The sequence below is a fragment of the Peribacillus sp. NPDC046944 genome (assembly GCF_050272735.1).
GTDB lineage: Bacteria > Bacillota > Bacilli > Bacillales > DSM-1321 > Peribacillus.
On the sequence record NZ_JBNNML010000001.1, the window covers coordinates 151,924 to 176,086 of the forward strand.

At 39.1% G+C, this 24,163-nt stretch carries 26 protein-coding genes; 7 read left to right on the forward strand and 19 right to left on the reverse strand.

Translation table 11 applies throughout. From position 1 onward, the window contains the following. Positions 1-132 precede the first annotated feature (132 nt). From ACQKIC_RS00795 to ACQKIC_RS00840, 10 genes are all read right to left on the reverse strand, one after another. A complete protein-coding gene (locus ACQKIC_RS00795; RefSeq protein ID WP_402957997.1) occupies positions 133-912 on the reverse strand; it encodes an enoyl-CoA hydratase/isomerase family protein in 780 nt (259 codons plus the stop codon). 12 nt (positions 913-924) lie between these two features. Further along, positions 925-2,283 carry an MmgE/PrpD family protein gene (locus ACQKIC_RS00800; protein ID WP_427590731.1) on the reverse strand — a complete coding sequence of 453 codons (1,359 nt, stop codon included), beginning with the start codon at positions 2,281-2,283 and terminating at the stop codon, positions 925-927. Then, positions 2,273-3,442, reverse strand: a complete 1,170-nt coding sequence (locus tag ACQKIC_RS00805) for an MFS transporter (RefSeq protein WP_407406335.1) — start codon at positions 3,440-3,442, stop codon at positions 2,273-2,275. Before ACQKIC_RS00805 ends, ACQKIC_RS00800 begins: the two co-directional genes overlap by 11 nt. 82 nt (positions 3,443-3,524) lie before the next feature. After that, positions 3,525-5,420: a TRAP transporter permease gene (locus ACQKIC_RS00810; RefSeq protein WP_427590732.1), complete on the reverse strand. Its 1,896-nt coding sequence runs from the start codon at positions 5,418-5,420 to the stop codon at positions 3,525-3,527. Between the two features lie 19 nt (positions 5,421-5,439). After that, positions 5,440-6,435: a TAXI family TRAP transporter solute-binding subunit gene (locus ACQKIC_RS00815; protein WP_427590733.1), complete on the reverse strand. Its 996-nt coding sequence runs from the start codon at positions 6,433-6,435 to the stop codon at positions 5,440-5,442. A gap of 34 nt (positions 6,436-6,469) precedes the next feature. Further along, a complete protein-coding gene (locus ACQKIC_RS00820) occupies positions 6,470-7,231 on the reverse strand; it encodes an enoyl-CoA hydratase/isomerase family protein (protein ID WP_427590734.1) in 762 nt (253 codons plus the stop codon). Between the two features lie 190 nt (positions 7,232-7,421). Further along, entirely contained in the window at positions 7,422-9,314 is a 1,893-nt protein-coding gene (locus tag ACQKIC_RS00825) for a sigma 54-interacting transcriptional regulator (protein WP_427590735.1), read from the reverse strand. 191 nt (positions 9,315-9,505) lie between these two features. Beyond that, positions 9,506-9,667 (reverse strand): YvrJ family protein, encoded by a 162-nt coding sequence (locus ACQKIC_RS00830; RefSeq protein ID WP_402873704.1) that lies wholly within the window; start codon positions 9,665-9,667, stop codon positions 9,506-9,508. 210 nt (positions 9,668-9,877) lie between these two features. Beyond that, on the reverse strand, positions 9,878-10,096 hold the full coding sequence (locus ACQKIC_RS00835; RefSeq protein WP_402873702.1) for a DUF2922 domain-containing protein: 219 nt from the start codon (positions 10,094-10,096) through the stop codon (positions 9,878-9,880). Positions 10,097-10,132: 36 nt separating this feature from the next. Next, on the reverse strand, positions 10,133-10,351 hold the full coding sequence (locus ACQKIC_RS00840; RefSeq protein ID WP_402873680.1) for a DUF1659 domain-containing protein: 219 nt from the start codon (positions 10,349-10,351) through the stop codon (positions 10,133-10,135). A 209-nt stretch (positions 10,352-10,560) separates the two neighbouring features. Here ACQKIC_RS00840 and ACQKIC_RS00845 point away from each other — a divergent pair, with 209 nt between their 5' ends. Both ACQKIC_RS00845 and ACQKIC_RS00850 read left to right on the forward strand, forming a co-directional pair. Further along, the gene (locus ACQKIC_RS00845; protein ID WP_402873700.1) at positions 10,561-10,953 is read left to right on the forward strand and encodes a thiol-disulfide oxidoreductase DCC family protein; all 393 of its coding nucleotides are present in this window, start codon (positions 10,561-10,563) and stop codon (positions 10,951-10,953) included. A 98-nt stretch (positions 10,954-11,051) separates the two neighbouring features. Beyond that, positions 11,052-11,471 carry a hypothetical protein gene (locus tag ACQKIC_RS00850; RefSeq protein WP_427590736.1) on the forward strand — a complete coding sequence of 140 codons (420 nt, stop codon included), beginning with the start codon at positions 11,052-11,054 and terminating at the stop codon, positions 11,469-11,471. 94 nt (positions 11,472-11,565) lie between these two features. On the opposite strand, the gene ACQKIC_RS00855 is transcribed toward ACQKIC_RS00850, so the two are convergent. Beyond that, positions 11,566-12,051, reverse strand: a complete 486-nt coding sequence (locus tag ACQKIC_RS00855; RefSeq protein WP_427668496.1) for a hypothetical protein — start codon at positions 12,049-12,051, stop codon at positions 11,566-11,568. 214 nt (positions 12,052-12,265) lie between these two features. Here ACQKIC_RS00855 and ACQKIC_RS00860 point away from each other — a divergent pair, with 214 nt between their 5' ends. The 3 genes from ACQKIC_RS00860 (at position 12,266) to ACQKIC_RS00870 (ending at position 14,974) form a co-directional block, all read left to right on the forward strand. After that, positions 12,266-12,916 carry a DUF4247 domain-containing protein gene (locus ACQKIC_RS00860; protein ID WP_427590737.1) on the forward strand — a complete coding sequence of 217 codons (651 nt, stop codon included), beginning with the start codon at positions 12,266-12,268 and terminating at the stop codon, positions 12,914-12,916. Positions 12,917-12,933: 17 nt separating this feature from the next. Further along, the gene (locus ACQKIC_RS00865) at positions 12,934-13,347 is read left to right on the forward strand and encodes a DUF350 domain-containing protein (RefSeq protein ID WP_402958021.1); all 414 of its coding nucleotides are present in this window, start codon (positions 12,934-12,936) and stop codon (positions 13,345-13,347) included. Positions 13,348-13,426: 79 nt separating this feature from the next. Continuing rightward, the gene (locus ACQKIC_RS00870; protein ID WP_402958023.1) at positions 13,427-14,974 is read left to right on the forward strand and encodes a polyamine aminopropyltransferase; all 1,548 of its coding nucleotides are present in this window, start codon (positions 13,427-13,429) and stop codon (positions 14,972-14,974) included. A gap of 507 nt (positions 14,975-15,481) precedes the next feature. Here the strand turns inward: ACQKIC_RS00870 and ACQKIC_RS00875 are convergent. From ACQKIC_RS00875 to ACQKIC_RS00890, 4 genes are all read right to left on the reverse strand, one after another. After that, entirely contained in the window at positions 15,482-15,700 is a 219-nt protein-coding gene (locus ACQKIC_RS00875; RefSeq protein WP_402873702.1) for a DUF2922 domain-containing protein, read from the reverse strand. A 36-nt stretch (positions 15,701-15,736) separates the two neighbouring features. Then, positions 15,737-15,955: a DUF1659 domain-containing protein gene (locus tag ACQKIC_RS00880; RefSeq protein ID WP_402986841.1), complete on the reverse strand. Its 219-nt coding sequence runs from the start codon at positions 15,953-15,955 to the stop codon at positions 15,737-15,739. A gap of 227 nt (positions 15,956-16,182) precedes the next feature. Next, positions 16,183-16,719 (reverse strand): PadR family transcriptional regulator, encoded by a 537-nt coding sequence (locus tag ACQKIC_RS00885; RefSeq protein WP_402873677.1) that lies wholly within the window; start codon positions 16,717-16,719, stop codon positions 16,183-16,185. Between the two features lie 103 nt (positions 16,720-16,822). After that, entirely contained in the window at positions 16,823-17,326 is a 504-nt protein-coding gene (locus tag ACQKIC_RS00890) for a hypothetical protein (protein WP_402986843.1), read from the reverse strand. 135 nt (positions 17,327-17,461) lie between these two features. On the opposite strand from ACQKIC_RS00890, the gene ACQKIC_RS00895 reads away from it, so the two are divergent. Continuing rightward, entirely contained in the window at positions 17,462-18,136 is a 675-nt protein-coding gene (locus tag ACQKIC_RS00895; RefSeq protein ID WP_402873672.1) for a hypothetical protein, read from the forward strand. 49 nt (positions 18,137-18,185) lie between these two features. On the opposite strand, the gene ACQKIC_RS00900 is transcribed toward ACQKIC_RS00895, so the two are convergent. The 3 genes from ACQKIC_RS00900 to ACQKIC_RS00910 form a co-directional block, all read right to left on the reverse strand. After that, entirely contained in the window at positions 18,186-18,440 is a 255-nt protein-coding gene (locus ACQKIC_RS00900; protein ID WP_402986846.1) for a sporulation protein, read from the reverse strand. Positions 18,441-18,647: 207 nt separating this feature from the next. Further along, the gene (locus ACQKIC_RS00905) at positions 18,648-19,817 is read right to left on the reverse strand and encodes an acyl-CoA dehydrogenase family protein (RefSeq protein WP_427590738.1); all 1,170 of its coding nucleotides are present in this window, start codon (positions 19,815-19,817) and stop codon (positions 18,648-18,650) included. Between the two features lies 1 nt (position 19,818). Continuing rightward, positions 19,819-20,730: an alpha/beta fold hydrolase gene (locus tag ACQKIC_RS00910; RefSeq protein ID WP_402986850.1), complete on the reverse strand. Its 912-nt coding sequence runs from the start codon at positions 20,728-20,730 to the stop codon at positions 19,819-19,821. A 343-nt stretch (positions 20,731-21,073) separates the two neighbouring features. Here ACQKIC_RS00910 and ACQKIC_RS00915 point away from each other — a divergent pair, with 343 nt between their 5' ends. Further along, a complete protein-coding gene (locus ACQKIC_RS00915) occupies positions 21,074-22,870 on the forward strand; it encodes a V4R domain-containing protein (RefSeq protein WP_427590739.1) in 1,797 nt (598 codons plus the stop codon). Between the two features lie 90 nt (positions 22,871-22,960). On the opposite strand, the gene ACQKIC_RS00920 is transcribed toward ACQKIC_RS00915, so the two are convergent. Beyond that, positions 22,961-23,944, reverse strand: a complete 984-nt coding sequence (locus ACQKIC_RS00920) for a VOC family protein (protein WP_402986854.1) — start codon at positions 23,942-23,944, stop codon at positions 22,961-22,963. Positions 23,945-24,163 lie beyond the last annotated feature (219 nt).

Sequence of the window (24,163 nt, forward strand, 5' to 3'; positions counted from 1 at the left end):
CTCCCTTTATATATAAGCAATTTTGATGCCAACTTAAAAAACATAGAGAATCCTTTACTTCATTGCCTTTTTATAAACCCATAAATAAAAAACGTTTAGTTTATGAACAATTTCGTTCATAAACTAAACGTTTCACTTTCCTGCGAAAATAGGTTTTCTTTTTTCAATAAATGCTTGTGTACCTTCTTGTTTATCTTTTGTCCCAAACAAAAGAGATTGGGCTAACTTTTCTAATACTAGTGCTGACGATAAATTTATCTCAGCTCCCTCTTTCACGACTAACTTAGCTAGCCGGCAAGCGATGGGCCCTTTGGTAATGATTTTTTGTGCTTTAGTAATGACTGCTTCCCATAGTTCTTCTTGGGGTATGACCGCCGAAACGACTCCTAGCCTTTCAGCTCGTTCCGCTGTCATCACATCCCCCGTTAAAATGAGGTCCAGCGCGACCCCTTTGTTAATCAAACGGGATAATCTTTGAGTTCCACCTCCACCTGGAATGATGGATAAGTTTAATTCGGGAAAGCAAAACTTTGCATTCGCAGAAGCAATTCGGATATCACAGGCTAACGCTACTTCAAATCCCCCACCAAATGCATACCCATTGATGGCGGCAATCGTTACCTTTTCACAATTCTCGATTTTCTCACATAACACGGACAAGTCAGCCTCTAAACCTTGAATAGGTGTTTTCACGGTCAGCTGGTTAATATCCGCACCGGAAATAAATGATTTACTTCCGGCTCCCGTCATTACAATGACTTGGACTCCATCGTGATTTACCCATTTATCTATGGAAGCGGAAAGTTCTTGGATGGTTTCTTTATTAAGCGCATTATGGACCTCTAACCGGTTTACTTTAATAATTCCTAGTGCGCCATCTTTATACACGTCTAAATATTTGAATTCACTCATCCTTGTAGCCCCCTAAATTTGATAAAAAACATCCGTGTTTTTTTCACTACTAAGTCCCTTTAAGAAAACTTGGCTCGGTTTCACACCTATAATCGGGTTACAATTGGACGTGAATTTCGTTTGGAGTTGTTCTGTAGTTAATGGTTTGGAAGGTTCACCTAACGGATTATCGATAAAGTGACTCCATTCCTCTCCATTATTCATTACCATATCTACTTTTGCTGCGCGATACTCTGGATACAGCTCATTTGCCTTTTCATCCACGTACACATCAATTTTTTTCGCTAATTCCCAAACCTCTTCAGGTGCATGGGATGGTTGGAATAAATCCACATGCAATTCATCATGTAGACAAGCCAAAGCAACTGCATAGGGCATGCTCATTTGTGCATCCAATAGATTAGTACATTCCTTATGATGATGCATCGCGGCAATTTCATTTACCCCGATTTTAATGGCTCGAATTTCTTCAACATCGATTGAAAATATTTTCTTCATTTCATTTATCACATCAATCGCCACATGTAAGTGCCGACAACATGGATATGGCTTGAAATAAATATTGAAAATTTCATATTGAGTTCCTAGATTTGCAAATAACCGTTCATTATTTATGTCCCCGGCGAATGCTTCAAAGAATCCGTTGGTCCCTTCCAAAACATTGGTTGGACCTGTTAGACCATGAAGACTTAATAAGGCTGCGTGTATACCATCTCTTGCTGCTTGTCCTGGGTGGATCCGTTTCACTTCAGAACCTGTTCCTAAAAAAGCAAAGAGTCCACCCGCAAAGCTACCGGCGATTCCGAAAGCATTTTGGATCTCCTCCACGTCCATTTTATGCAAATAGCATACAGCAGCCGTTGCGCCAAAAATTCCGGTAATCGGCGTATTATGAAAACCGCGTTTACGAGAATTGGGGTGTATGGCGGCGGAAATTCTCAAACAAACTTCATAGCCAATGACAATGGCTTTTAATAGTTCATCCTTTTCTGACTGTAGGCTTTCCGCAATCGCCAGTACGGCCGGGATGATTGGTGCAGCGGGATGAACCGACCCATGTGTATGGCCATCATCAAAGTCCAAGCAATGTGCACTCGTTCCATTGATAAAAGCGGCATTTGCTGGGGAAAGCCTATGCTTTGAACCAATGACGTTACTTTTCCCCGTTCCTTCGCTTTCTATTAAATAATGTAATACCCTCTTACTTGTTTCTGTTTGAGATCCCGTTATGGCTGCGCAAAAATAATCCGTTAAAATATGATGCACTTGTTTTTTTACTGTTTGGTCTAGTTGGACTGGATGAAAATCATGAATGAACTTTGCAAATTCATGTGTAACTTGTACAGGTGTTCCCACTATCTTATTTGACATCTTGTACCTCCTTTTGGATTGTAGCTTGTTTTTCCTGAATACCCTTGGCCGATAGGCAACCGATTCCTAATAAGAGTGCCTTAAAAATAAAAATCGACCCAAGACCGATTAATGTGCTTAAGTTAGCGAAAAGAAAGGGGAGTATCGTTTGTGATAAACGATTAGCCGCCAAACGAATACCCAACACTTCTCCCGTTTGGTTTACTGGCGCTAAATTATACGTGAGTATGATCGTCAGTGGCTGTGTCACACCTAAACCAGCTCCTATAATAAAGACGATAAGAAATAAGGCGGCAAAACTACTCGTAAACGTCACACACGCATACCCAACTGCCCCAATGAGCATAAAAAGCCATAACGTTTTAACGCGCCCAAATAAAGTGATGAGCTTTCCTATAAAAATCCTTGCAAGCATATTAGCACCAGCCATTACTGATAGTAAAATGCCAATCCGGGAAGCTGTGAACCCTATACTTTCTGCATATAAAGGAAAGTACACATAAAACAAATCCAAGGCCGAGAGCACCAGCATTCCAGCGATAATCGTTTTTCTCAAGTGGACTTGACCAATAAGTTGTGTCACGGCCAGATTATTGTCTTTAGCTTTCTTTGTTTCTTTCTTTTTCGTCGTTTGAATGCCTAATGTTGCTATAAAACTAACAATCGGTGCACAGGCTAGCACGATAAAGGCCATTAAATAGCCAAAATAATCTGTAGTGAATCCACCGACAAATGGACCAATGAACATGCCTGTCGAAGTAAATAAACTAAATGTCCCGACTGCCCTATCACGATTACTGCTTGGAACGGCACTGGCAACCCCATTTTGCAAGGCAACAATCGTTAAGATCTGACTGGTTCCTAATAAGAACTGCGATACAAAGAGCATACCGATGCTTTGAAATAAAACGGGTAACCATGCTGAGATGCCAATCCCCAAAGCCCCTATCAAAATGGGTATTTTTTCTCCGTATTGATCAATGAATCTTCCAATCTTAATGGCTATCAATAAAGGGCCAACCGAATAACACATCGTGATTAAACTGATCTGGAACATCGTCGCATCTAGAGAGCTGGCATATAAAGAGGTTAAAGGACGTATTCCAAAAACAGCGATGAACACAAAAATAGCTGCGATATATAAAGAATAAAGCTTCATACACATCATCCAAACTTAACGTCATTTAAAAAAAGAGGAGTAAATACTTCCATATTCACTCACATCCTTTAATAAAATCTATTTATTTTGTTAATTCCAAGTTTGTATCAACAGCATCGACCGGATTATTCCTTGTCGTGTAAATAAGGGCTAACAAACCAACAAGGAGACCCAGGCCAATAATATCCGTAAGCATTCCTGCCGATATCAGTAATACGGCTGTGATAAAAGCCAATACCCGTTCATACCAGAATAGTTTTCGCTTCAACCAGCCAACCATGGCCATCGCTAATACGAAAACGCCTATACAGGCCATTAATATGGTCCACATTATGGCCGATACTTTCCCTTGTGCTAACAATTCCGGACCGTATATGAACATGTAGGGAATCAAGAATGCAACAAGTCCAATCTTTGCAGAAGTTATACTGGTTTTCAGTGGATGACTATTGGCGATTCCCGCCGCTGTGAAGGATGCAAGGGCTACTGGTGGTGTGATTGGTGCTAGACAAGAGAAGTAGAATACAAACATATGGGCGAATATCGGTTCAATTCCCAAATTGATTAGTGCCGGTGCCGTTAACACACCAAGTAGAATGTATGCTGCAGTCGGGGGAAGCCCCATTCCCATGATGATACACGCTATCATCGTTACAACTAGCGTTAAGATAATCGAGGTACTGCCTACGTTCACCATTAGTGTAGTCAATGTTACACCCACACCTGTTAAGTTAACGACCCCAACGACGATACCGGCCGTGGCACAGGCAACGGTTGTCAGAACCATCCCTTTTGCCCCATCAATTAATGCATCTATGAAGAAATTCCATTTCACTTGTTTGAAATAGAATACGATATAGGACACGACTAATGCGACAATTGACCAGAATGCCGAATACATCGGAGAGGCTTGAACAAATACAAGCAAGTATATAAGACAACCTAAACCAATATACAGATGGAATCCTGCTAGGAACGTTTCTTTCAAGTTAGGTAAATCAGCTTTCGAAAGCCCTCGTAAGTTTTCCTTGGCTGCTTCCAAATCCACATAGAAGTAAATGGATAAATAATATAAAAGGGCCGGTATGATGGCAGCAATGATGATCTCAGAATACGGAATCCCAGTCATTTCCGCCATAACGAAGGCGCCAGCGCCCATGATTGGTGGCATCATTGAACCACCTGTTGAAGCAACTGCTTCAATTGCAGCGGCCACTTTTGGCTTATATCCGATCTTTTTCATCAATGGAATGGTAAATTGTCCTGTCGATGACACGTTGGCTACCGGACTACCTGAAACCGTCCCCATTAATGCACTCGATACAACCGCTACTTTTGCTGGGCCCCCACGATAACGACCCCCGAAAAAGTAAGCCAAATCGATAAATACCTTACCAGCACCCGTTGCATTCAAGAACGCACCGAAAATGATGAATAGGGCAATAAATGTTGCCGCAATCCCTAAAGTGCTTCCCCATAATCCTTCACTTGAAAGGAATATTAATGACATGAAACGATTGGTCGACATGTTCGAAGACTCAAAAACACTCGGGAAAAACGAACCAAAATATGAATAGAAAATGAAGGCTGTGCCGATTAACGCTAAAATTAACCCAGCCACACGTCGAGTTGCTTCAAGTACTAAAATGATAGTCACCGCACCAAAGAAAACATCTAATGCATTTGGCGCACCTACACGAAACAAAAGCGTTTCATATGTAGAGAATATATAAATCCCTGAACTAACCGATAACGCAACGGCAATAAAATCGAGTATCCGCCAAGATTTTGGTAGTTTAATGGGGTACATTAAAAATACTAATATTAGAATTAAGTATAGGTGGAGACTTCGTTGTAACATGGGCGTTAGTAAACCGAACCCTCCCGTATACAACTGGAAAATCGATAAGACAATGGCCGTGATGAAAATAATTTTCTTCACTAAATGGTGTTGTGGTTTTTGAGGTTCATGCTCCATATTTTTTCCCCCTTTTTAATTACTTTATAGCTCCACTTTCTTCAAAATATTGTTTCGCACCTGGATGCATCTCAATGACGTTTTGCACGGCACTTTCCATACTTACTTCTTTCATAGAGCTATGTGCAAGCTGGATTTCTTCTATATTTTCAAAGAATCCTTTTACAAAGTTATACACTGCTTCATCAGGTATATCGTTACGTGTAACAATTTGGGTATTGATGGCCAAAGTCCTTACATCATTTTCTACCTCTTTATACGTACCACCTGGCAATACATAAGGAAAAATGGATGGGTTTTCTTCAAATATTTTTTCACTTTCTTCTTCTGTGAAGCCAACAATATCTATGTCCCGTGTACTCCCTAGCTCTTGCACGGCTGATGCTGGCGCTCCTGCCCAAACAAATGTTGCATCTACTTGGTTATCCCTCATTCCTTCAATGGCATCTGCAAAGGACAGATACTTTTGCTTGACCCCCTCGTCATAAGGCAACCCCAAAACTTCCAGAACCTCTTTACTTTTCAGTTCCGAACCACTACCAGGCGCACCCACAGCCACACGTTTTCCTTTCAGATCATTAAATGATTTAATATTGGAATCCTTTAAAACAACCAATGTAAGGGGCTGCTCGTATAGGCTTATTACACCGCGTAATACGTCCGAACGGGCATTTCCTTCGAATTCATGTGTTCCATTATAAGCAGCTAAAGCACTATCCCCACCTACAAGTGCGAAATTCACCTCATTGCGGTCCAATAATCGAACATTTTCAACAGAACCACCTGAAGCCTGATTCGTAATGAAAATTCCCTTTGCATTATTGTTTAGATTTTGTGAGATGGCCGCTCCAATGGCATAGAATGAACCACTTGTACCGGCTGTTGTCATCGTTACTTTGTAATCCCCATTTTCATTTTTTTTGACTACCCCATTACTTGCAGAAACGTTACAAGCCGATAAAATGATGACAACCATGAACAGCCAGACGAAGCGCGAATACTTTCGAATTCTCATAAATGAATCCCTCCTTTATTTGTTGATCTATCCATTAATTCCGTTGAGCAAAGAAAGTTTGTAGACGCTTCAAGTGATCTTCATTCCCACGCAAAAGTGTTTGATGCATATTTTCGAGTGTCATGATTTTTTCGATTTGGTCATTACTTTGTTGGTTGATTAATGATTTTGATACGATAAAAGAATCAACGGGACCTTCAATTAATTGTTGCGCCATCTCTATTGCGTACTCCATTCCCGCTCCTTCTTCTACAACTTCATTGATGAGTCCTTCTCCTAATGCCTCCATAGCCGTTAGGCTCGCACCATCACAGAACCACTTTTTTGCTTTCTTCTCTCCAATAATGTTTGGTAGATAATAATGTAATCCTAAATCCGGAATAAGTCCTAAATTCTTAAAGGCCAATATGAATTTCGCATTCTTCTCCGCTATTGATAAGTCCGTTGCTAACGCTAGGCTGATTCCCGCTCCGGCGGCTACCCCATTCACCATGCTAATGACGAGCTTCTCGCAATTACGGATGAGCATAATGATATGTTTAGAGAGTTCCATATTTCTTCGAATACTTTCAGCATCATAAGGCTCTTGCATGGCTTTCACATCACCACCTGCACAAAACGCCTTGCCTGAACCGGTCAGGATAATGACTTTTATATCTTGATTGAATTGCAAGGATTGTAACTCTGAAAGTAATTCCTGCTTCAGCTCATATGATAGCGCATTCATTTTAGTCGGCTCATTTAATGTAATGACACGGATTTGTCCATATGATACGGCGCTAATACTACTTTGCAACTTGTAATCTCCCCCTTCCTATTAACTTAATAAGCAAAATCCATGCCAAATATAAAATGGCTTAAATTCTAACAAATTGCCGAATAACCTGTTCATTATTTAAACATCCATATAAAAACGTTCATTTCGTAAACATACGCGTAAGATTACTCCAAAAAAATACAAAGCGGAAGGGATCCACTTTGACTTTTTATATTTCTGATATTCTCTTCCACAATGTTGTTCGGCTAATCCCTAGTAATTCGGCCACAACCTTTTTATTATCGTTATGTTCTTCTAACATTTTCATAATCACTTGCTTATTAATTTCATCTAACGTTCCTGTTCGAACGATTAGTTCATCTCCCTGGGATTCCAGTTTTTGTCCCTCACCCATCTCTTTCAAAATATCTTCTATGAAATATTTTTCTTTTTTTACATTTTTCGAATAGAGGATATACCGCTCTACGACATTTTCAAGTTGCCGTACATTCCCAGGCCAACTATAATTCTTGAAGAAATATTGGATAGGTAAGGATAAATCAGAAAAGCGAATCGAATGATTTAACTTTTGAAAATGTTGATCCACAAGCAATGGGATATCTAATCCCCGTTCTCTAAGGGCTGGAACGTCTAAATGCAATATGCTAAGCCTAAAATAGAGATCTAATCGAAACTCACCTTTATCCACCATTTCCCATAAATTTTTGTTCGTGGCTGCAATCACTCGAATATCAATCGGAATGACCCCTTCTCCACCAAGTCTCATAACTTCTTTCTCTTGAAGGACTCGTAATAACCTGGTTTGGATATGCGTCGGGATTTCCCCAATCTCATCTAGAAAGATCGTGCCTTCATGTGCTAATTCAAATACACCTTGACGGCCACCCTTACTTGCACCAGTGAATGCCCCTTCCGTGTAGCCAAATAATTCACTCTCCAATAAATTTTCAGGCAAGGCTGCACAATTTATGGCAACAAAAGGACCTTTGTTGCGGCTACTTTCATTATGTATACTTTGTGCAAAAAGTTCCTTTCCGGTTCCACTCTCTCCTATTATAAGAACAGTGGACTCCGTCTTTGCATACTCCTTTGCCAAGTCAATGACTTCCTCCATAATTGGATCTTCATGAATGATTTCATCAAATGTGAATTTGGCCGTATGTCCCTTTACATGTAAATCCCGTCGAATTTTCTGTTCTAACTTTTGAATTTTACTAACCTCTCTGCAATTCACAAAGGTTCCAATCTTCGTATACCCGACAATAACAGGACTGTATGATACATTAAGAGTTCCTAACGTAAAGTTCCCACCCTCAATGTGTTTACTGCTTTTCAATAAAATATTCTTTAACTCCACCAATGAAATTTGTTCCTTACTTTTCCCTATATAGTCTGTCCTGCTCACATTGAAAATCTTTTCAGCCGCAGCGTTCATCGACTCAATGATGCCTTCCTCATTCAAAAAAATGATGCCTTCTTCCGAAACATTGATTACAGCATTTAACCGCTCTGCCTCTTCCTTGATCATGACGCGATCCCTTGCTACTTGATCGGCTAGAACCAAGGCCCGCTTAATTGTACGGGGGTTGGGTGGTAAGTACATACTTTTCATCCCATAGCTTGATGCAATATTGGCTGACCGCACGCCACCTCCTACAATCACATCCATGCCATCCTCTTTCGCTTGTTTTATTTGTTCGATCAATTGACGATCTGATTGATATGGATAAAAGGAGACCTCGAAACCTAGAATCTTAGTCACTTCTTCAAAGTTAAATAAAAATCCTTCCTCTGGAAAAGTAATGAAACAAATTCGATCGCCCAGCTTCTTTGCTTCGATAAATCCTTGAAGTAAATCGAGATGCTCCGAATCTGAATACACAATGGGAAGATCGATTACTTCTCTTACTTTCGCCGCTGTACCCGCCCGACTAATGACTACTTCATATGTATCTGTTTGCACTAATCGTTTTACTTCCTGCGCCGCTTCATCTAAAATTCCTTCTACAACGGTTATATCCAGCCTTAATTCATTTGCAAGTTCTCGAATCAGTATAGCCATTTCAGGGTAGCCAGCAGTCATAATCATTTTATGTCCCAAACCGTTCACCTCACAAAATTCAAAATTTTCTTTTTTTAATTGTAAATGGATTTCTAGCATAATAAAACCTAAACGGAAAAAATAAACAAAAAAGTTATCAATAAACAGTTATAAAGTAACATATATCTATTCGATTAACCTGAACTGCATAATAAAAACACCGTGGAAGCTATCATCCACGGTGTTTCCCTTTATCCTTTGAATTGACTTTGGAATCCTTCTCGCAAGCGTTCTGGCAGCTCGACAATGGTTTCGTTCAATGTATCCAGCTTTGTTTCGATCCGGTGAAGCAAGTACAAGGTTACAATGATGGGAAACCCGATATCGCTGACAAACGGTAGGATTTGGTCCACTTTTATTCACCTGCCTTGAGTAGTTTTAGTCAAAAAGGACAGGCTCACCGCTTCCGGACTTGTCCTTCCAAGATGAGCCTGCCTATGAATGTAGTTGAATCACCATGAATTCAACCACATTAGCAAATAATTCGACCATTGTGGGCATTAATTCAACCGTTACGACGGATAATTCGACCGTCACAAGAGGTAATTCAACCGTTACTAATTTTAAAGTACTTCAACATCCTCGACATTACGCTCGACCACGCGTGCTCCCTTGATGCTAACGAAATCTCCTGAAGAGGTGATGAAAACATTTTGCGCGATGATTTGTTGCATTGCTTGTTTCACTTGATTCACATCCACCGGTTCCTTTGGATTATCCACAGAAATCGTAGATGACTTTCCTTCTTCTGTTACGAAGATCATTTCCAATGCTTTAGCCATACCTGTCACCTCCCTCGTTTTCCGACCTCACATCACTTACCCGATGATAGCGTTCGTATCGACGCGGTTCACTTCACCCATCGGATAATTCTGCACACTCGCAATGGCCTTGGCTGTTGCCGATAATTGATCGACCAATGCATCCGTTTTAATGTTAGAAAAGGACTTACGTTTAAAAACGATCTCCCCTTTTTCATTGAGGCCCGTTTCAAAATCCAATCGTAACGTTGTCGATAATTTGATTTGGTTTGCCATGTCGCTCACCCCCTTTCATACTCTATATAAACTTTTTAGCGGGAAAAGTAGCATGGCGGGTAAAACTTTTTCATAAAATGCGTAAATATGGAATAAATCATGTAAAATAAAAGAAAGAACATCGAAAACCAAAGACGTTTCCATCACAGTAATGTGGGTAGAGAAAGGATGAGGCATTCTCTACACGTCTCTTTTGAGGAGGAAAGTTCATGAATCCTGTCATCTTATTTGATGGTGAATGTAACTTTTGCGATTCGAGTGTCCAATTCATCATAAAGCGCGATCCGAAGGGGCTGTTTCGTTTTGCTTCCCTTCAAAGTCCAACTGGACAAGAGTTTCAGAAGAAGTATCAGGTTCCCGGGAATATCGATAGCATCGTCTTGCTTGAGAATGGCAAGGCCTACTATAAATCGACTGCAGCACTAAGGATATGTAGCCATTTGAAAGGCGCTTGGAAGCTGTTTTATGGCTTGGTCATTGTCCCACGTTTCATTCGGAACACCGCTTATGATTTCATTGCCAAAAACCGTTATAAATGGTTCGGGAAAAAGGAAGAAAGCTGCATGTTGCCTTCACCAAGTATCAGGAAGCGTTTCTTATAAATGAAAAAAAAGACGAAAAGCAAAGGTGCTTTTTCGTCTTTTTTATATATTCAATGATTTCCCACAAAAATAATAGTTCCTTGAAGGAGTGATTTCCCTTGTATCCACAAACAGTATTAGAAATTATAGGGTCTACTATTTTTGTAGTTATGCTGTATGCCACTGCCTTATTATTGCCACAAAAGATCAGGAAAATGAGTTTACTAATGGCCTCTTCCATTACCGTATTCGTGCTTGCATTCTTTGTTATTCGCCCCTATTGGGTTGATTATCAAGTATCCAAGAAGACTGAACAACTCAACCACTATCTTGAGGACAAATATCCGAATCAAAGATGGCAATTCAGTAGGGACATTGGGAGAAACTATAATCCGTATCACGTAAATGTAGAATTTGAAAACGAAAAAGGGTGGACGTATTCGTATTCCTTGAGCAATGAGTTGTGCCAAGGCTCTTGGTCGCCACCAGAAGGAAAAAGCCCCAGTGAAGGGAAACATTTCGAGAAGAGTTGTGATTAGGCCGCCTCTTGTCAGTAAATGATTTCAGACTTTATCTTGTACTTTTTGCACAAAGTCAAGCCAGCCACATTCTATTAAACGTAAAGAAACCTACTTACTCAAACTTAATGTCTTCCCAAATAAAACGAGGGTTAAATTCATGCGGGTCCAGGTCCGTTTCTTTGTACGTAATCGGCTTTTCATTTGGCATCGTAACGGTTAGTTTCCTTTTATCTTCGCTTAATTTCAAAGTGAAAAGGGTAGTGCGATTTCGATTTTCTTCATTATATAAGATACCCGTGATTGTGGAACCAGTCGGATTCACGATTTCAAAATGCCTAAGTGGATCAATCTCATTTTTTGTGATTCTCTGAAGGGTATACGTACTGATTTCATCCCTCATGATAATAAGGTACGTGTCATTCGATACCCAATAATTGTACAATTGGCTACCAAAATACTTAGGGGTCTTATAAGAAGGCACATCGCTCGTTTCCACTAAGTCTTTCCCCTCTTTTGTTTCTTGCACTTGGAACTTTCCTTCTTGAATGGCTGGTTCTTCACATGCAACAAGGCTACCTATCATCAGCCATCCAATCATTACTCTTTTACACCTATGCACATCTGTATCCCCCTATTCCATTTCTCAACGGGTGTCTTTTTTATCTATTGATTATAATTTCTCTCTCCTTCATTTACCACAAAAAGGAACTAATTCGCAATAGGATCCCTACATCTTCCCATTTATTATTTTTTTTACAATTTTTCACTAAAATATACTATTATATTAAAGACAACAATCAAGGAGGAAAGTCATGAAGAAAATGGCCGTCATACTTACTTCGTTATCCGTATTTTTAGCTGCTTGTGGAAATTCCTTTATTTCTTCTCAATATCAAGAAATTGATACGATTGAAAATGACTTAGGGGATCATGGAACGGTTTATCAGGCTTATAGTAAAAGTGTTTCAGAGGTTGCTAGTGAGATCCGGACGGACACAGAACCCGATCATGCTTCAGTAAGTAGTGAGGAAGAGATGTTTCTCCTCTATCCAGAAGACTCAACAGATGAAGTCATACATATTATGAAAGATGAACTAAACCCAGCTAATACGATCATTGAAGTCGTCGAAGAGGATTTTGCCGAAAATAGCTATGACTTTCCTCTTATGGAAACACTCGGCGTTTTAAGTGTGGCTACCACTTTGTATGGCTGGAATCAAGTAGACTCGAAAACATTAAAGAAACGGCTGGGCTATAAGGGTTATGTTAACGCGTTTAGAAATCATAACTCCACTAGTATCCCCACTAATTCTTTGATGGAGGATGAAGAGGAAGACGAATCCGGATCTTCATACACGGGTAGCAGTTATAGAGGGACAGGCAATGTGAAAAAATCATCAGATCCGGACAGCATTCGAAATGGTGATGTTGTACGTGGTGGCGGTCCGGGGACCGGGAAATGACAAGGGGGATATAAGAAATGTTTGAAAACATTATAGACGTACAGGAAGTGTTACTAACAATCTATTACTTTTTGGTATTGGGTGTAGTATCCATTGTTTGTATGTGGATTTTCGAAAAAATCACACCGTACAATGATTTTGAACTGATCAGAAACGGGAACAGTGCGGTCGCTATTCAGTTTGCGGGGAAAATCTTGGGTATCACCTACATCATGAGTACTGCCGTTGACACAAATAATTCCTTACTGGGTGCCGCAATATGGGGCATCATCGGCTTTATCTTGATGATGATCGGTTATTTTATATTTGAGATCGCTACACCGAAATTGGATGTGAGAAAAGAGATTGAAAAAGGGAAAGTATCGGTTGGAATCATTGCAGCCGCTATATCCCTCGCTATCGCCTTTATCATTTCAGGTGCCATTTCATAAGACGGACTAACATGAAGAATCTGAGTTCTTTCAGGTTCTTTTTTGATGGATCATTATAGATTGTGAAGGAGAGAACAGTATGTCAGAAAGAGCAAGCCACATTCAAAAAAGAAGAATCTTCACGTCTTCCGGGATTGTTTCTATATGTGGGATTGTGTACCAGGTACTATATGGAGCCGCTGGTGGCTATCTTTTCGGGGATTCCACATTATTCTATTGTTTAACCATTGGCTTGTTTTTGAGCGGGATGGGCATTGGGGCCATGCATAGCGGTAAATTCCATCGCCACTTGATGTCCAAATTCGTGATAACGGAATATTTGATTGCCTTAATCGGTGGTTTCTCCATCTTCTCCGTTTTTTACATACAAGCAAATTTCGGGGATGGGACATCCAAGGTCTTTTTATTTGCCATCATCATCATCACCGGTTATCTTACAGGATTGGAAGTGCCCCTACTTATTCGGAAATCCGAAGAAATTGATGCCGACTTAAAGGAATCGACTGCTAATGTACTGGGATGGGACTATGTTGGTAGTCTATTGGGGACCGTGGCTTTTGCTTTTTGGCTAAAACCGATGCTGGGACTGATCAAGACCGGATTTTTTATCGCTTTTATCAATATCATCGTGGCCCTCTGGATAAGCTTTGCATTTAAAAAAGAGATTCAACAAACGTATATCAGACTGACGGGGATCTTATTAACCATCGTGATTGGCTTAGGTTTTTTATATGGGGAACAGTATGCCCATACATTGGAGCAGAAACTTTATAGAGACCCCATCGTTTTTTCCAAAGATACGAAATACCAGAAGATTATCATGACGAAAGATACAGGAGATTTACGTTTATACCAAAATGGACAGCTTCAGTTCGCTGAATCAGATGAACATCGATACCACGAAGCGCTGGTTCATATTCCAATGTCGCTTTCCGACAAGAATACGAATGTACTGGTCCTTGGTGGTGGTGATGGGTTGGCGACAAGGGAATTATTGAAGTATAAAGAGATTCAAAACATTACCCTGGTAGACTTGGATCCTGAAATGACGACCCTTTCCAAAGAGAACCCACTTTTGACGAAGTTGAATCAAAACTCCTTTCACTCTAAAAAAGTTCATATTATTAATGAAGATGCCTTTAGTTATTTGAAGAATGCCGATGACGTATATGATGTCATCCTTGTAGATTTACCTGATCCGAATAACGAGTCCTTGAATAAACTCTATACGTGGGAATTCTATAGCTTAGTTAGGAACCACCTGACACCAACTGGCTTTACTTCTATTCAATCGACTTCCCCTGTATTTGCTACAGCGGCTTTCTGGACGATCAGTAACACCGTGAAATCGACAGGGTTATATGTGGATAATTATCATTTAGATATTCCTTCGTTTGGTAATTGGGGTTTCACATTAGCCTCCAGGGAAAAGTTTGATATTGAAACTGCTGAACTAAAAGTGGAAACTACCTATCTTGCGGATGAAATGATTCCATCTCTCTTTTACTTCGGCAAAGATGAAGATCAAGATATAACCATCAAGGGTAAGCATTTTGAGATCCCCGTTAATTCATTAAATAGACCCGACCTTCTCGACTTATATGAAAGAGCTTGGGATTATTATTAACAACAAGAAAGTTGAAACTTTTCCTCACTCTTTCCGTACTATCTATTATAAATTATTTACAGAGGAGGTATTTTATTGGATAGGCCTAAGTCGGTAAATAAATCCAGTCTTGTTCTTCCTGTTTTCTTTGGAATGGGAATAGGTGGGGTATTTGGGTTAGTTGCTTATGTTAAAGACTGGCTCTGATTAAAAATGAGCGAGACGGAAAGCAGATTATACCTTCCGTCTTTTTACTGCTAGGACGTGGACTATCGCCATAAATGGTTGGCAGTCGAGCTCAATTGCAGTGATATATCTCACTTTTAACCTTAATCAAGCTGTTACACTTTGGATTGTGTTAGGAAATAGAGCATGTACGAACAAAAAGCTCATCTTTGAAGGACCATCCCTTCAAAAATGAGCTTAATTCGACCATTGTGGCGATTAATTCAACCGTTATAGGCATTAATTCGACCGTTACGACCAATAATTCGACCGTCAGAAGAGATAATTCAACCGTTACTGATTTTAAAGCACTTCGACATCCTCGACATTACGCTCGACCACGCGTGCTCCCTTGATGCTAACGAAATCTCCTGATGAGGTGATGAAAACATTTTGCGCGATGATTTGCTGCATTGCTTGTTTCACTTGATTCACATCCACCGGTTCCTTTGGATTATCCACAGAAATCGTCGACGACTTTCCTTCTTCTGTTACGAAGATCATTTCCAATGCTTTAGCCATACCTGTCACCTCCCTCGTTTTCCGACCTCACATCACTTACCCGATGATGGCGTTCGTATCCACGCGGTTCACTTCACCCATCGGATAATTCTGCACACTCGCAATGGCCTTGGCAGTCGCCGATAACTGATCGACCGATGCATCCGTTTTAATGTTAGAGAAGGATTTACGCTTGAAAACGATCTCCCCTTTTTCATTGAGGCCCGTTTCGAAATCCAATCGTAACGTTGTCGATAATTTGATTTGGTTTGCCATGTCGCTCACCCCCTTTCACCCTCTATATAAACTTTTTCGGGGGAAAAGTAGCATGGCAGTGAAAATAAACTCAATTAAAAAAGGAGACAGCCATTACGCTGTCTCCACTAGAAATCACCTATGATTATCCTGATAGAACTTACTAACGATACACCCTTGATTGCATGGGTAGATTATTTTTTCAAAACTAAAGCATCATGCTTTCAAAAAGTGAGCTGCTCAGGAAGTCATGCCCGTTCTTTTATGCGTGCTCTAAGTTCTTCCAGCCATTCGGCGTTGTGCTGCGCCCGACTGTGTGCATGCTCCTGAATAAACTTAACTCCCCAATAGTTCTCAGCATTTTCATCAATTTCGTGGCTGAAGCTTGTGTAGGTTTCCCAAGTCTTACGCTGTTTTTCAATTTTCTCCTCTAATATCGTGAGTACTTTCTCTACCTTCACGTGCTTGATATAGGAAAGGGCAATATACATTTCATTTATTTCAGTGGCCTTTTCAAACGTTTGGTAAATCCGCTTGTTTAATTCTTCTCGTCCCGGATCTGTAATTTGATAGACATGCTTGTCTGGCCTGTTCTCTTCCTTAATGGTTTCCACAGCACGGATAAACCCCATATCCGCTAACTTATCAAAATGATAATATAATTTACTTTCGCTTATCCCCGTAAATTTATCAATAGGAATTGGTTCGGATAATTGCTTTTTCAACTTATATGGATAACTATTCTCTTCAGCCAATTTACCTAAGATATAAATTTGAATCGACAAATCAAAACTCCCCTTCAGTCGTCACTTGTCTATAGTTTAACAAATTTCCGCTGTATATTCTGTAGGGATTTCGACTTTCCCTTTTAAGATCGTCAGAAACGGCTTATTCCTCAAATCCCCATTCGTAAGTAGGATTAAATTCGTTAGGCTCCATCACGGTTTGTTTGTATGTAACAGGAGGCTCATCCGGCATGGTAATCGTCAGTTTCGTATGGTCATCGCTAAGTTTTAGTGTGAATGTGGTCGTCCGATTTCGATGTTCTTCATTATAAAGTACACCTGTCATGGTATTGTCAATGGGTTTGACTATTTCAAAATGTCGTACCTCTTCATAATCATCTCTCGTTATCCTTTGCATGGTATAGGTACTGATGGGGTCCCTTAAAATGAGAAGATAGGTTCCTTCTGATATCCACCCTCCATATAAGTGTCTTCCATTATATTTATAGGCTTCATACGAAGGTTCATCGTTCCCCGTTTTGGCATCCCCGACTTCTTTTTCTGCATGTACCGCTTCCTTATCGTCATTGAATGGTTGTTTGTCCTCACATGCAGCAAGGAGACTTATACCAAGGAATCCCATCATGATTTTTTTGAACGCTGACAATAGCACACCCTCCTATCGGGTCATTTCAAATAGTATTCGTCATGGTAGAGTTATCCCCCTTTTAAAATACATATTTTGGACGAGAGTGTATTTCGTATTTTGGTAAACAATAAGGAACGAAAGGATGTGGATGAAATGTCATTAGAATGGTTTGACAGAGTATGTGGGGAATTGCAGGACCATCTTCAATCAATTTGTGACAAATACGATCGGATTGGCAGCATGACCGTGGAGCGAGGAGCAAAACATCCACGCATCGAATTTTATACAGAATTAGATGAAGATGAGCAGGAGAATTTTTGCGCCCTGTTTTTCGATCCGAAAAGTGAAGAATTTTATATGGAATCCTTCGACATCGATTTTGGGCAAATAAGCAAGGTGCTATTACCTGATATTGAAGATATCGTGGAGGCCGTCCATGAAACCTTCCATGCTTACATAGAAGGGGACGACGACGAATACGACTATGAACTCGATGACGACAATAATGGGTTGGAAATCGTGTCAGGCTCCATGTCCTATCCTTCAACAGGAAACGATGATTCTGAGGTATTCGAAATCGATGTTGAATGGGAAACGCCAGAAGTAACGGCTTATATAAAAGAAAACGAAGTAGAGGTCACCTATCAATTCGGAATCGTCCAGGAAACAGGTGATGGACTGCTGAGACGGGTCAATCGGATTTGGACAGAAGAAGACGACATTATTTTAAGAGATGAAACGAACTTCATGTTCAGTAAAGAAGAGGCTGGTACCATCATCTCGATGATTGCCAGTCATATGGATTCTCTGACTAGCATGGATGAATAGGCTAATAAGAAAACCTTGTCCGGTGAGAAACATGGACAAGGTTTTTTTCTCACATAATCAGTTGTTCATACACTTCATTTAATTGCGTATAACGCTCAGAATCCATCGCTTCTTTTGCATGCTCCATTTCCTTAGGAAGAATTCGGTTAAGAAGTTCTGATTCCTTTCCAGTAAGCTCACGAACGAGTTCTTTCTCCGAATGGAACTGACCATGTTTTATTTTATCGTAAATGTGCTGTGCCTCCGGGTATTGATCCGTATAATTAGACAAGATCTCACGTAAGTAACCAATCGTGCGGTCCATCCAAACCACTCCTCTCCTGGATATGTAATCTAAACTAGATTGTCCCGGAGCCGGGATATCTATACAGGGATTTGGAGGGTGAAGGAAGCAATAAAAATTTCGATAAAAAACGAATTCCTATAACTTCTCGGAATTCGCTTTTTAGTATTATTAATCAAGGCTATTAACTTAACTGAGTGATTCATTTGCTAATAAATACTGAACTAGTCAACCTCGAGTAACTACTGGGAATCCAAATAGTTTCTTACCGTAGATATTTACTGCATCTTCATACAAAGAACTTAAGTGTGTACCGACTGTTAATAAATCACGCGTGAATAATTCAAGCGGATGACCTTTCAGAATAGCATGTCCCCCTAATGTTAATAAACTACGAACTGCAATATCTACGCATTTTCTAATCAACGATGCACGCATTGCTTTGTATTCAGCTTCATTATATGGCTGATCTTTATCTCTGTACATTTGAGCAATATATTCATTTAAAAGGGCTTGTGCAGCTTTTAATTCCATACTAATTTCGGCAAGTACACGTTGACTGGTCGGGGACTCATGTTCATTAGTACCGTTCATACGAACACGTCCAGCTGTATGTTTCTTAAATTCTTCTACTACACGCTCTGCCCCACCAACAGCCATTGATGCGAAGCCTATATAGAATCCTGGGAACCACGGCATATCATAGTATAGATAATCTTTATCATAGTCAGCTTCTGGTGGTCGGCTTTGTTCCTGCATATTGCTCATACGCAGAATAGCTTCCCTTTTAACGAAAACTTTATCTGCAATAACAGTATGGCTTCCACTACCTCGCATCCCCAAAGAATCCCAATTTTCTATAATTGTTAAGTCAGCTACTCGAACACAAACACCAGCACCTTCTTTTACAGCTGAATCATCAAAATGCATTAAAGCACCTAAGGCTACCCATTCTGAGTGTAAAATACCACTCACGAAGTTCCATTGACCTGAAATTAAATATCCACCTTCGCACTCTTCAATTTGACCAACAGGTGCAAACACATCTGCTACAAAACCATCTGATGCAACGACTTCGTCTCGGAAGCTTTTCGGTAAATACGATACCCATGCATTATGCAATGAGTAAAAGCATGTCAACCAACCCGCTGACAAGTTATAATAGCTAACCTTTTTAATTAAGTCTGCATAAGTCCAAAAGTCAATTTGTGGAAAGTTGTAATCTTTAGGTAGTAATAAACGATGGATTTTTTCTTCACGAATCGCATTAATTACATTTTTTGATACTGTTGCATTCTTATCTGCCTCTAATGCTTCAGCCTCTGCAATTTCCCCTATTCTTGTTGCACTTGCCATAAGTTCATCATATAAGTTTGTTTCAACTAACGTACTAGCCATTTTACATCATCCTTTCCATTTCAACTTCGGAATGTACTTCTTCATTAAAAAATTGAATGACACTCTCGTTCACAATCTCTGGCTGGTCAGTTTGACATTGATGTCCACATTCATCCAAATACTCAAAAGAAATGTTTGGCAATTTCGATTCCAATTCATATGCCATTTCAACTTTTGCAATTTTATCTTGCTTGCCCCAAATGAATTTGGCAGGGATTTTTAAATTAGGCAAAGAATCTTTCAAAGAGAAACGATCCCATAGTTTCGGTTCACGGTTCATTCTGTCTTGATAGTCTCTAGAAGCTTGTAATGCCTCTTTTGCACCTGACAAGTTAGCTGTTTCATGACGGAATTGAATTAATTCTTCTGTGACTTTTGACTCGTTATAGGTATTTGATGTAACGAATTTACGCATTGCCTCCAGCGTATAATCATACTTTATAACGTCTAAAAGCTTCTTGTTGTTTTCTGGTTCCGGCATTGTATCTCGCATTGATCTAGCAACTAATGCACTAGCAATGAGTACAACTCTTTTCACCCGCTCGGGATGATCAATTGCATACTTCGCTGCTACATATGCCCCTTGTGAATTACCTACGATAAACACTTCATCTAAACAAAGTGCTTCAACAAAGTCTGCTACATGATCTACGAGGCTTTGATGACCTCTAGTAGGCCATGCATGCGGGCGTTTATCCGTATAACCCATTGATATTTGATCAATTGCATACGCACGGAACCCTGCTTTTGCTAAGGCAGGTAACATATATCGCCAACCTGCCTCACCAGAAACACCTGGTCCAGCCCCATGTAATAAAATGACAGCCGGACCTTCTGTTCCAGCCCAACAATAATGCGTTTTCACACCATTTGCTAACACCCATCCATCATAATAATCGTTACCTAGACGCATACCATTGTCAGCCCCTCATTATTTATTATTTATAATTTATAAGTTTTTTTAGCAATCCAGAAATCGTTTATAGTTATATAAAAGTTTTAGGTAACATGTAAATTATAATTAAACCCCATTCACTGATACCGCTTTCATAATTATTGATGTCCTCCCCTCTAAAATAATCTTCCTTACTTCTAACAACAGCTTATAATTTCTCAGACGAGAATATAATATGGTTTTTCATTAAAAATCCGTTTCTAAAAATGTTTATTTATTGTTTTGAATATTGAAAATTATCAAGCTATCAATTAGAATTAATTTACTATGGCACTATAGATACAACAACGGAGGCGTATATATGGGATTAAACACCACTTCAAATTTATTACTAGATTCAAATAATCTGTTAGTATCTACAAGTTCTTTTGTCACTTTAAAAAAAACATTATTAGAAAATATCGGTTCATATAAAACCAAGGGGTTCTTATTCCGTTTTAGTTATGAAATCGGGGTCTCTGCTGCGAATGCCAAAGAATTACAAAAAGATCAATCTTCCCACCGCGGCTCTAAAAGTATGCATGCCATGTATGGTCATGTTAGAGATGTAATCATCGATCCTAACTTTAATAAACTATTAAATGGAAGTGCTAAGCACATTAAAGGACAATGGATTGATTCATTTGAGGCTAGCTTACATAAAAAATACTTTGAACCTTCTACCCAATGTGAATGTTTCACATTATGTGGATACGTTAGTGGATTTTTATCGACAAAATACAATCATCCGCTCGTTGCTGTTGAGACAAAGTGTGTGGCTAAGGGGGATTCATGTTGTGAATTTGAGGTTCGCCTAGAAGAAAATTGGAGTCCAGACAATATCAAAGTTTATAAATCTGCGAATATTATTAATGAATTAGAGACAACATATGATGCATTACTACATCACAAACAGTTACTAGATAAAATTTCAACATTTCATAATAACCTCACACAAAGTGTAACCGAAAAACTATCTTTACAAGAAATTATCCAATCAGCTTATGATGTTTTACACATTCCTATCCTCATTGAAAACCTACATGGTGATGAAATTTTACAAATAGGTCTTTCTGAAAAGCAGCTCCAACTAATTAAGGATAAGCAACATAGTTTAAGATATACTCAAAAATATTCGAATAACTCTTTTTACCAGTCCCCTATCCATTCAAAACTAATTTCACCCGTACTAATCAATAAAAAGCACTATGCTAATTGTTCATTTATATACTTATCTTCTCAATCCATGGATGAAAATGACCATCTATACCTTGACCGTTTATCTAATGTCGTATCACTCTGCTTGTTATATGAAAATGCAAAAATCGAAGAACAAGAGCATCTTACACATACTCTTTTCGATCGATTAATTCATAAAAAATTCGATAGTATGAATGACCTTGAATCATATTTGAAATTCTTCCCTTTTAAAATTAAATCACCATTTTCCACCACTGTAATTCAGATTTCTCAAAAGCAAAAATCCGATTTGTTAATCGATTTGCATGAGCAACTATTACTCTTTTCAAAACATTTTAATACATACTCTGTACCGTCTCTTTTTTCAATTCTTGGAGAAAATATTGTCATCTTAAATACGCAATATACTGACAAAAAACGCTTTGCAAAGTCTCTAAAATCTATTATTCAATATATAGAAAAACGAAATTCGAATTACCTTTATTCCATTGGCATTAGTAACTCTTATAAGGACCTAATGGAATTTGAAGAATCACTTAAAGAAGCAACCATCTCTGCAAGGATATCCAATCAAGATCAAATTAAATATTACGAAGATTTGGGCTTCCTCGGCAACTTTATAGCCAACATGAATGCCACCCAATTGCATGCCACCGCTAAAGAATTGCTAAAGGAATTATATGATTTCAATGATATCAAAAAGAAAGATTTGCTCTACACACTATACAAATATTTATCAAATGGACAAAAATTAAAAGAAACTATGGAAGCACTGTCCATTTCAATGGGTGGGTTGCAATATCGTATTAAACGCATTGAAAGCTTACTCCAAAAAAGCTTAAAAGATTCTTCTTTCTCAGCGTATTTGCTCCTTATTTTAGAATCACTAATTCTATTAGATGAGCTACAATTCTCGTGATAAGTAATCAAATATGTCCATACATTCGTAACTTGGCTCAAGAAAAAAGACCACTCTGACGTTCAGAGTGGTCTTACTATACTATCTAAATTATCGAGATTGAATAAGTTCACGCAACTGTTTTTCACGATCCACATCATCACGGCGGTGGTCACCCCAGTAAGTAGAACCATGTTTAATGAATTCTTCGTAATTCCACGCGATTGGCTCCCAATCTGGCTCGAAAATCAAGTAACCGTTTGTGAAGATTTCTAATCGTAAGCCACTACCTGGATCGATTACGTAAATAAACATTGCTTGTGAAACACCATGCTTTCCAGGACCTGTGAATTTCATTTCTGTTTCGCATAAAATATCAGCTGCACGTAATATGTCTTGAGAGTTGTCTAACCAATAAGCAATGTGGTGCATTTGGTTTGGGGCCGTTGAACGCTCAGTTGAAACAACTGCAATATCATGCACTAAGTTTGTTACCGATAACCAGCTAGCTGTTTGCACGTCATTTGGATTCATAAAGTATTCACGTAGTTTAAACCCTAGTTTTTCTTTTAAGTATTGAACAATCTCAGAGTTCTCCATACTTGTTTGTAAGTTTACATGGTCGATACGACGTGGTGAAATGCCTTTGCGCCATGCTTTATATGTTTGGTTTTTAAGAACCGATTTACGTGCATCATCTGCTGGCGTTTTTTCCATATCATAATAAATTTCGAATCGGTGGCCAGACGGTAATTCAAAGCGAATTGCTTCACCCTGTGCAGTTTCTTCACCTGCTGCAACCCAACGTACTTCTGTATCAGCTTCTTGTAAAAGTGTAGCAAACGTATTAACATCTTCACGGCGCTTTGCTTTCCAACCAATGTGATCGATATACGATGTTTCACCCGCAGTAATCGATAGCGTGTGGTGCTCAAAATCACCCCATGCGCGTAAATAATGGGTACCGTTTACTTCTTCAGTTTCTTCAAGACCAATAACATCTCTAAAGAACCACAGTGATTTTTCAAGGTTTTCAGAAACTAAAGCCACGTGCCCTAATTTTGCAATTTCTGGAGCATATAAAAATTTTTCCATTTAAAACCCACCTCATTTTTTTGTAATAACAAGATCCTTTACTAACCCTTCACAAAGAAGCCCCATTCCATAGTTTTCAATAAATAAAAATCAATTAATTGATACCGCTTACAAATCATCAGTGCTATTCAACTACTATTACGCCTCAACTTACAATTTCCTATATATCTAGCGCTAAATAAGAAATACCTTTGACCTTTATTGATTGTAGTTATAAAT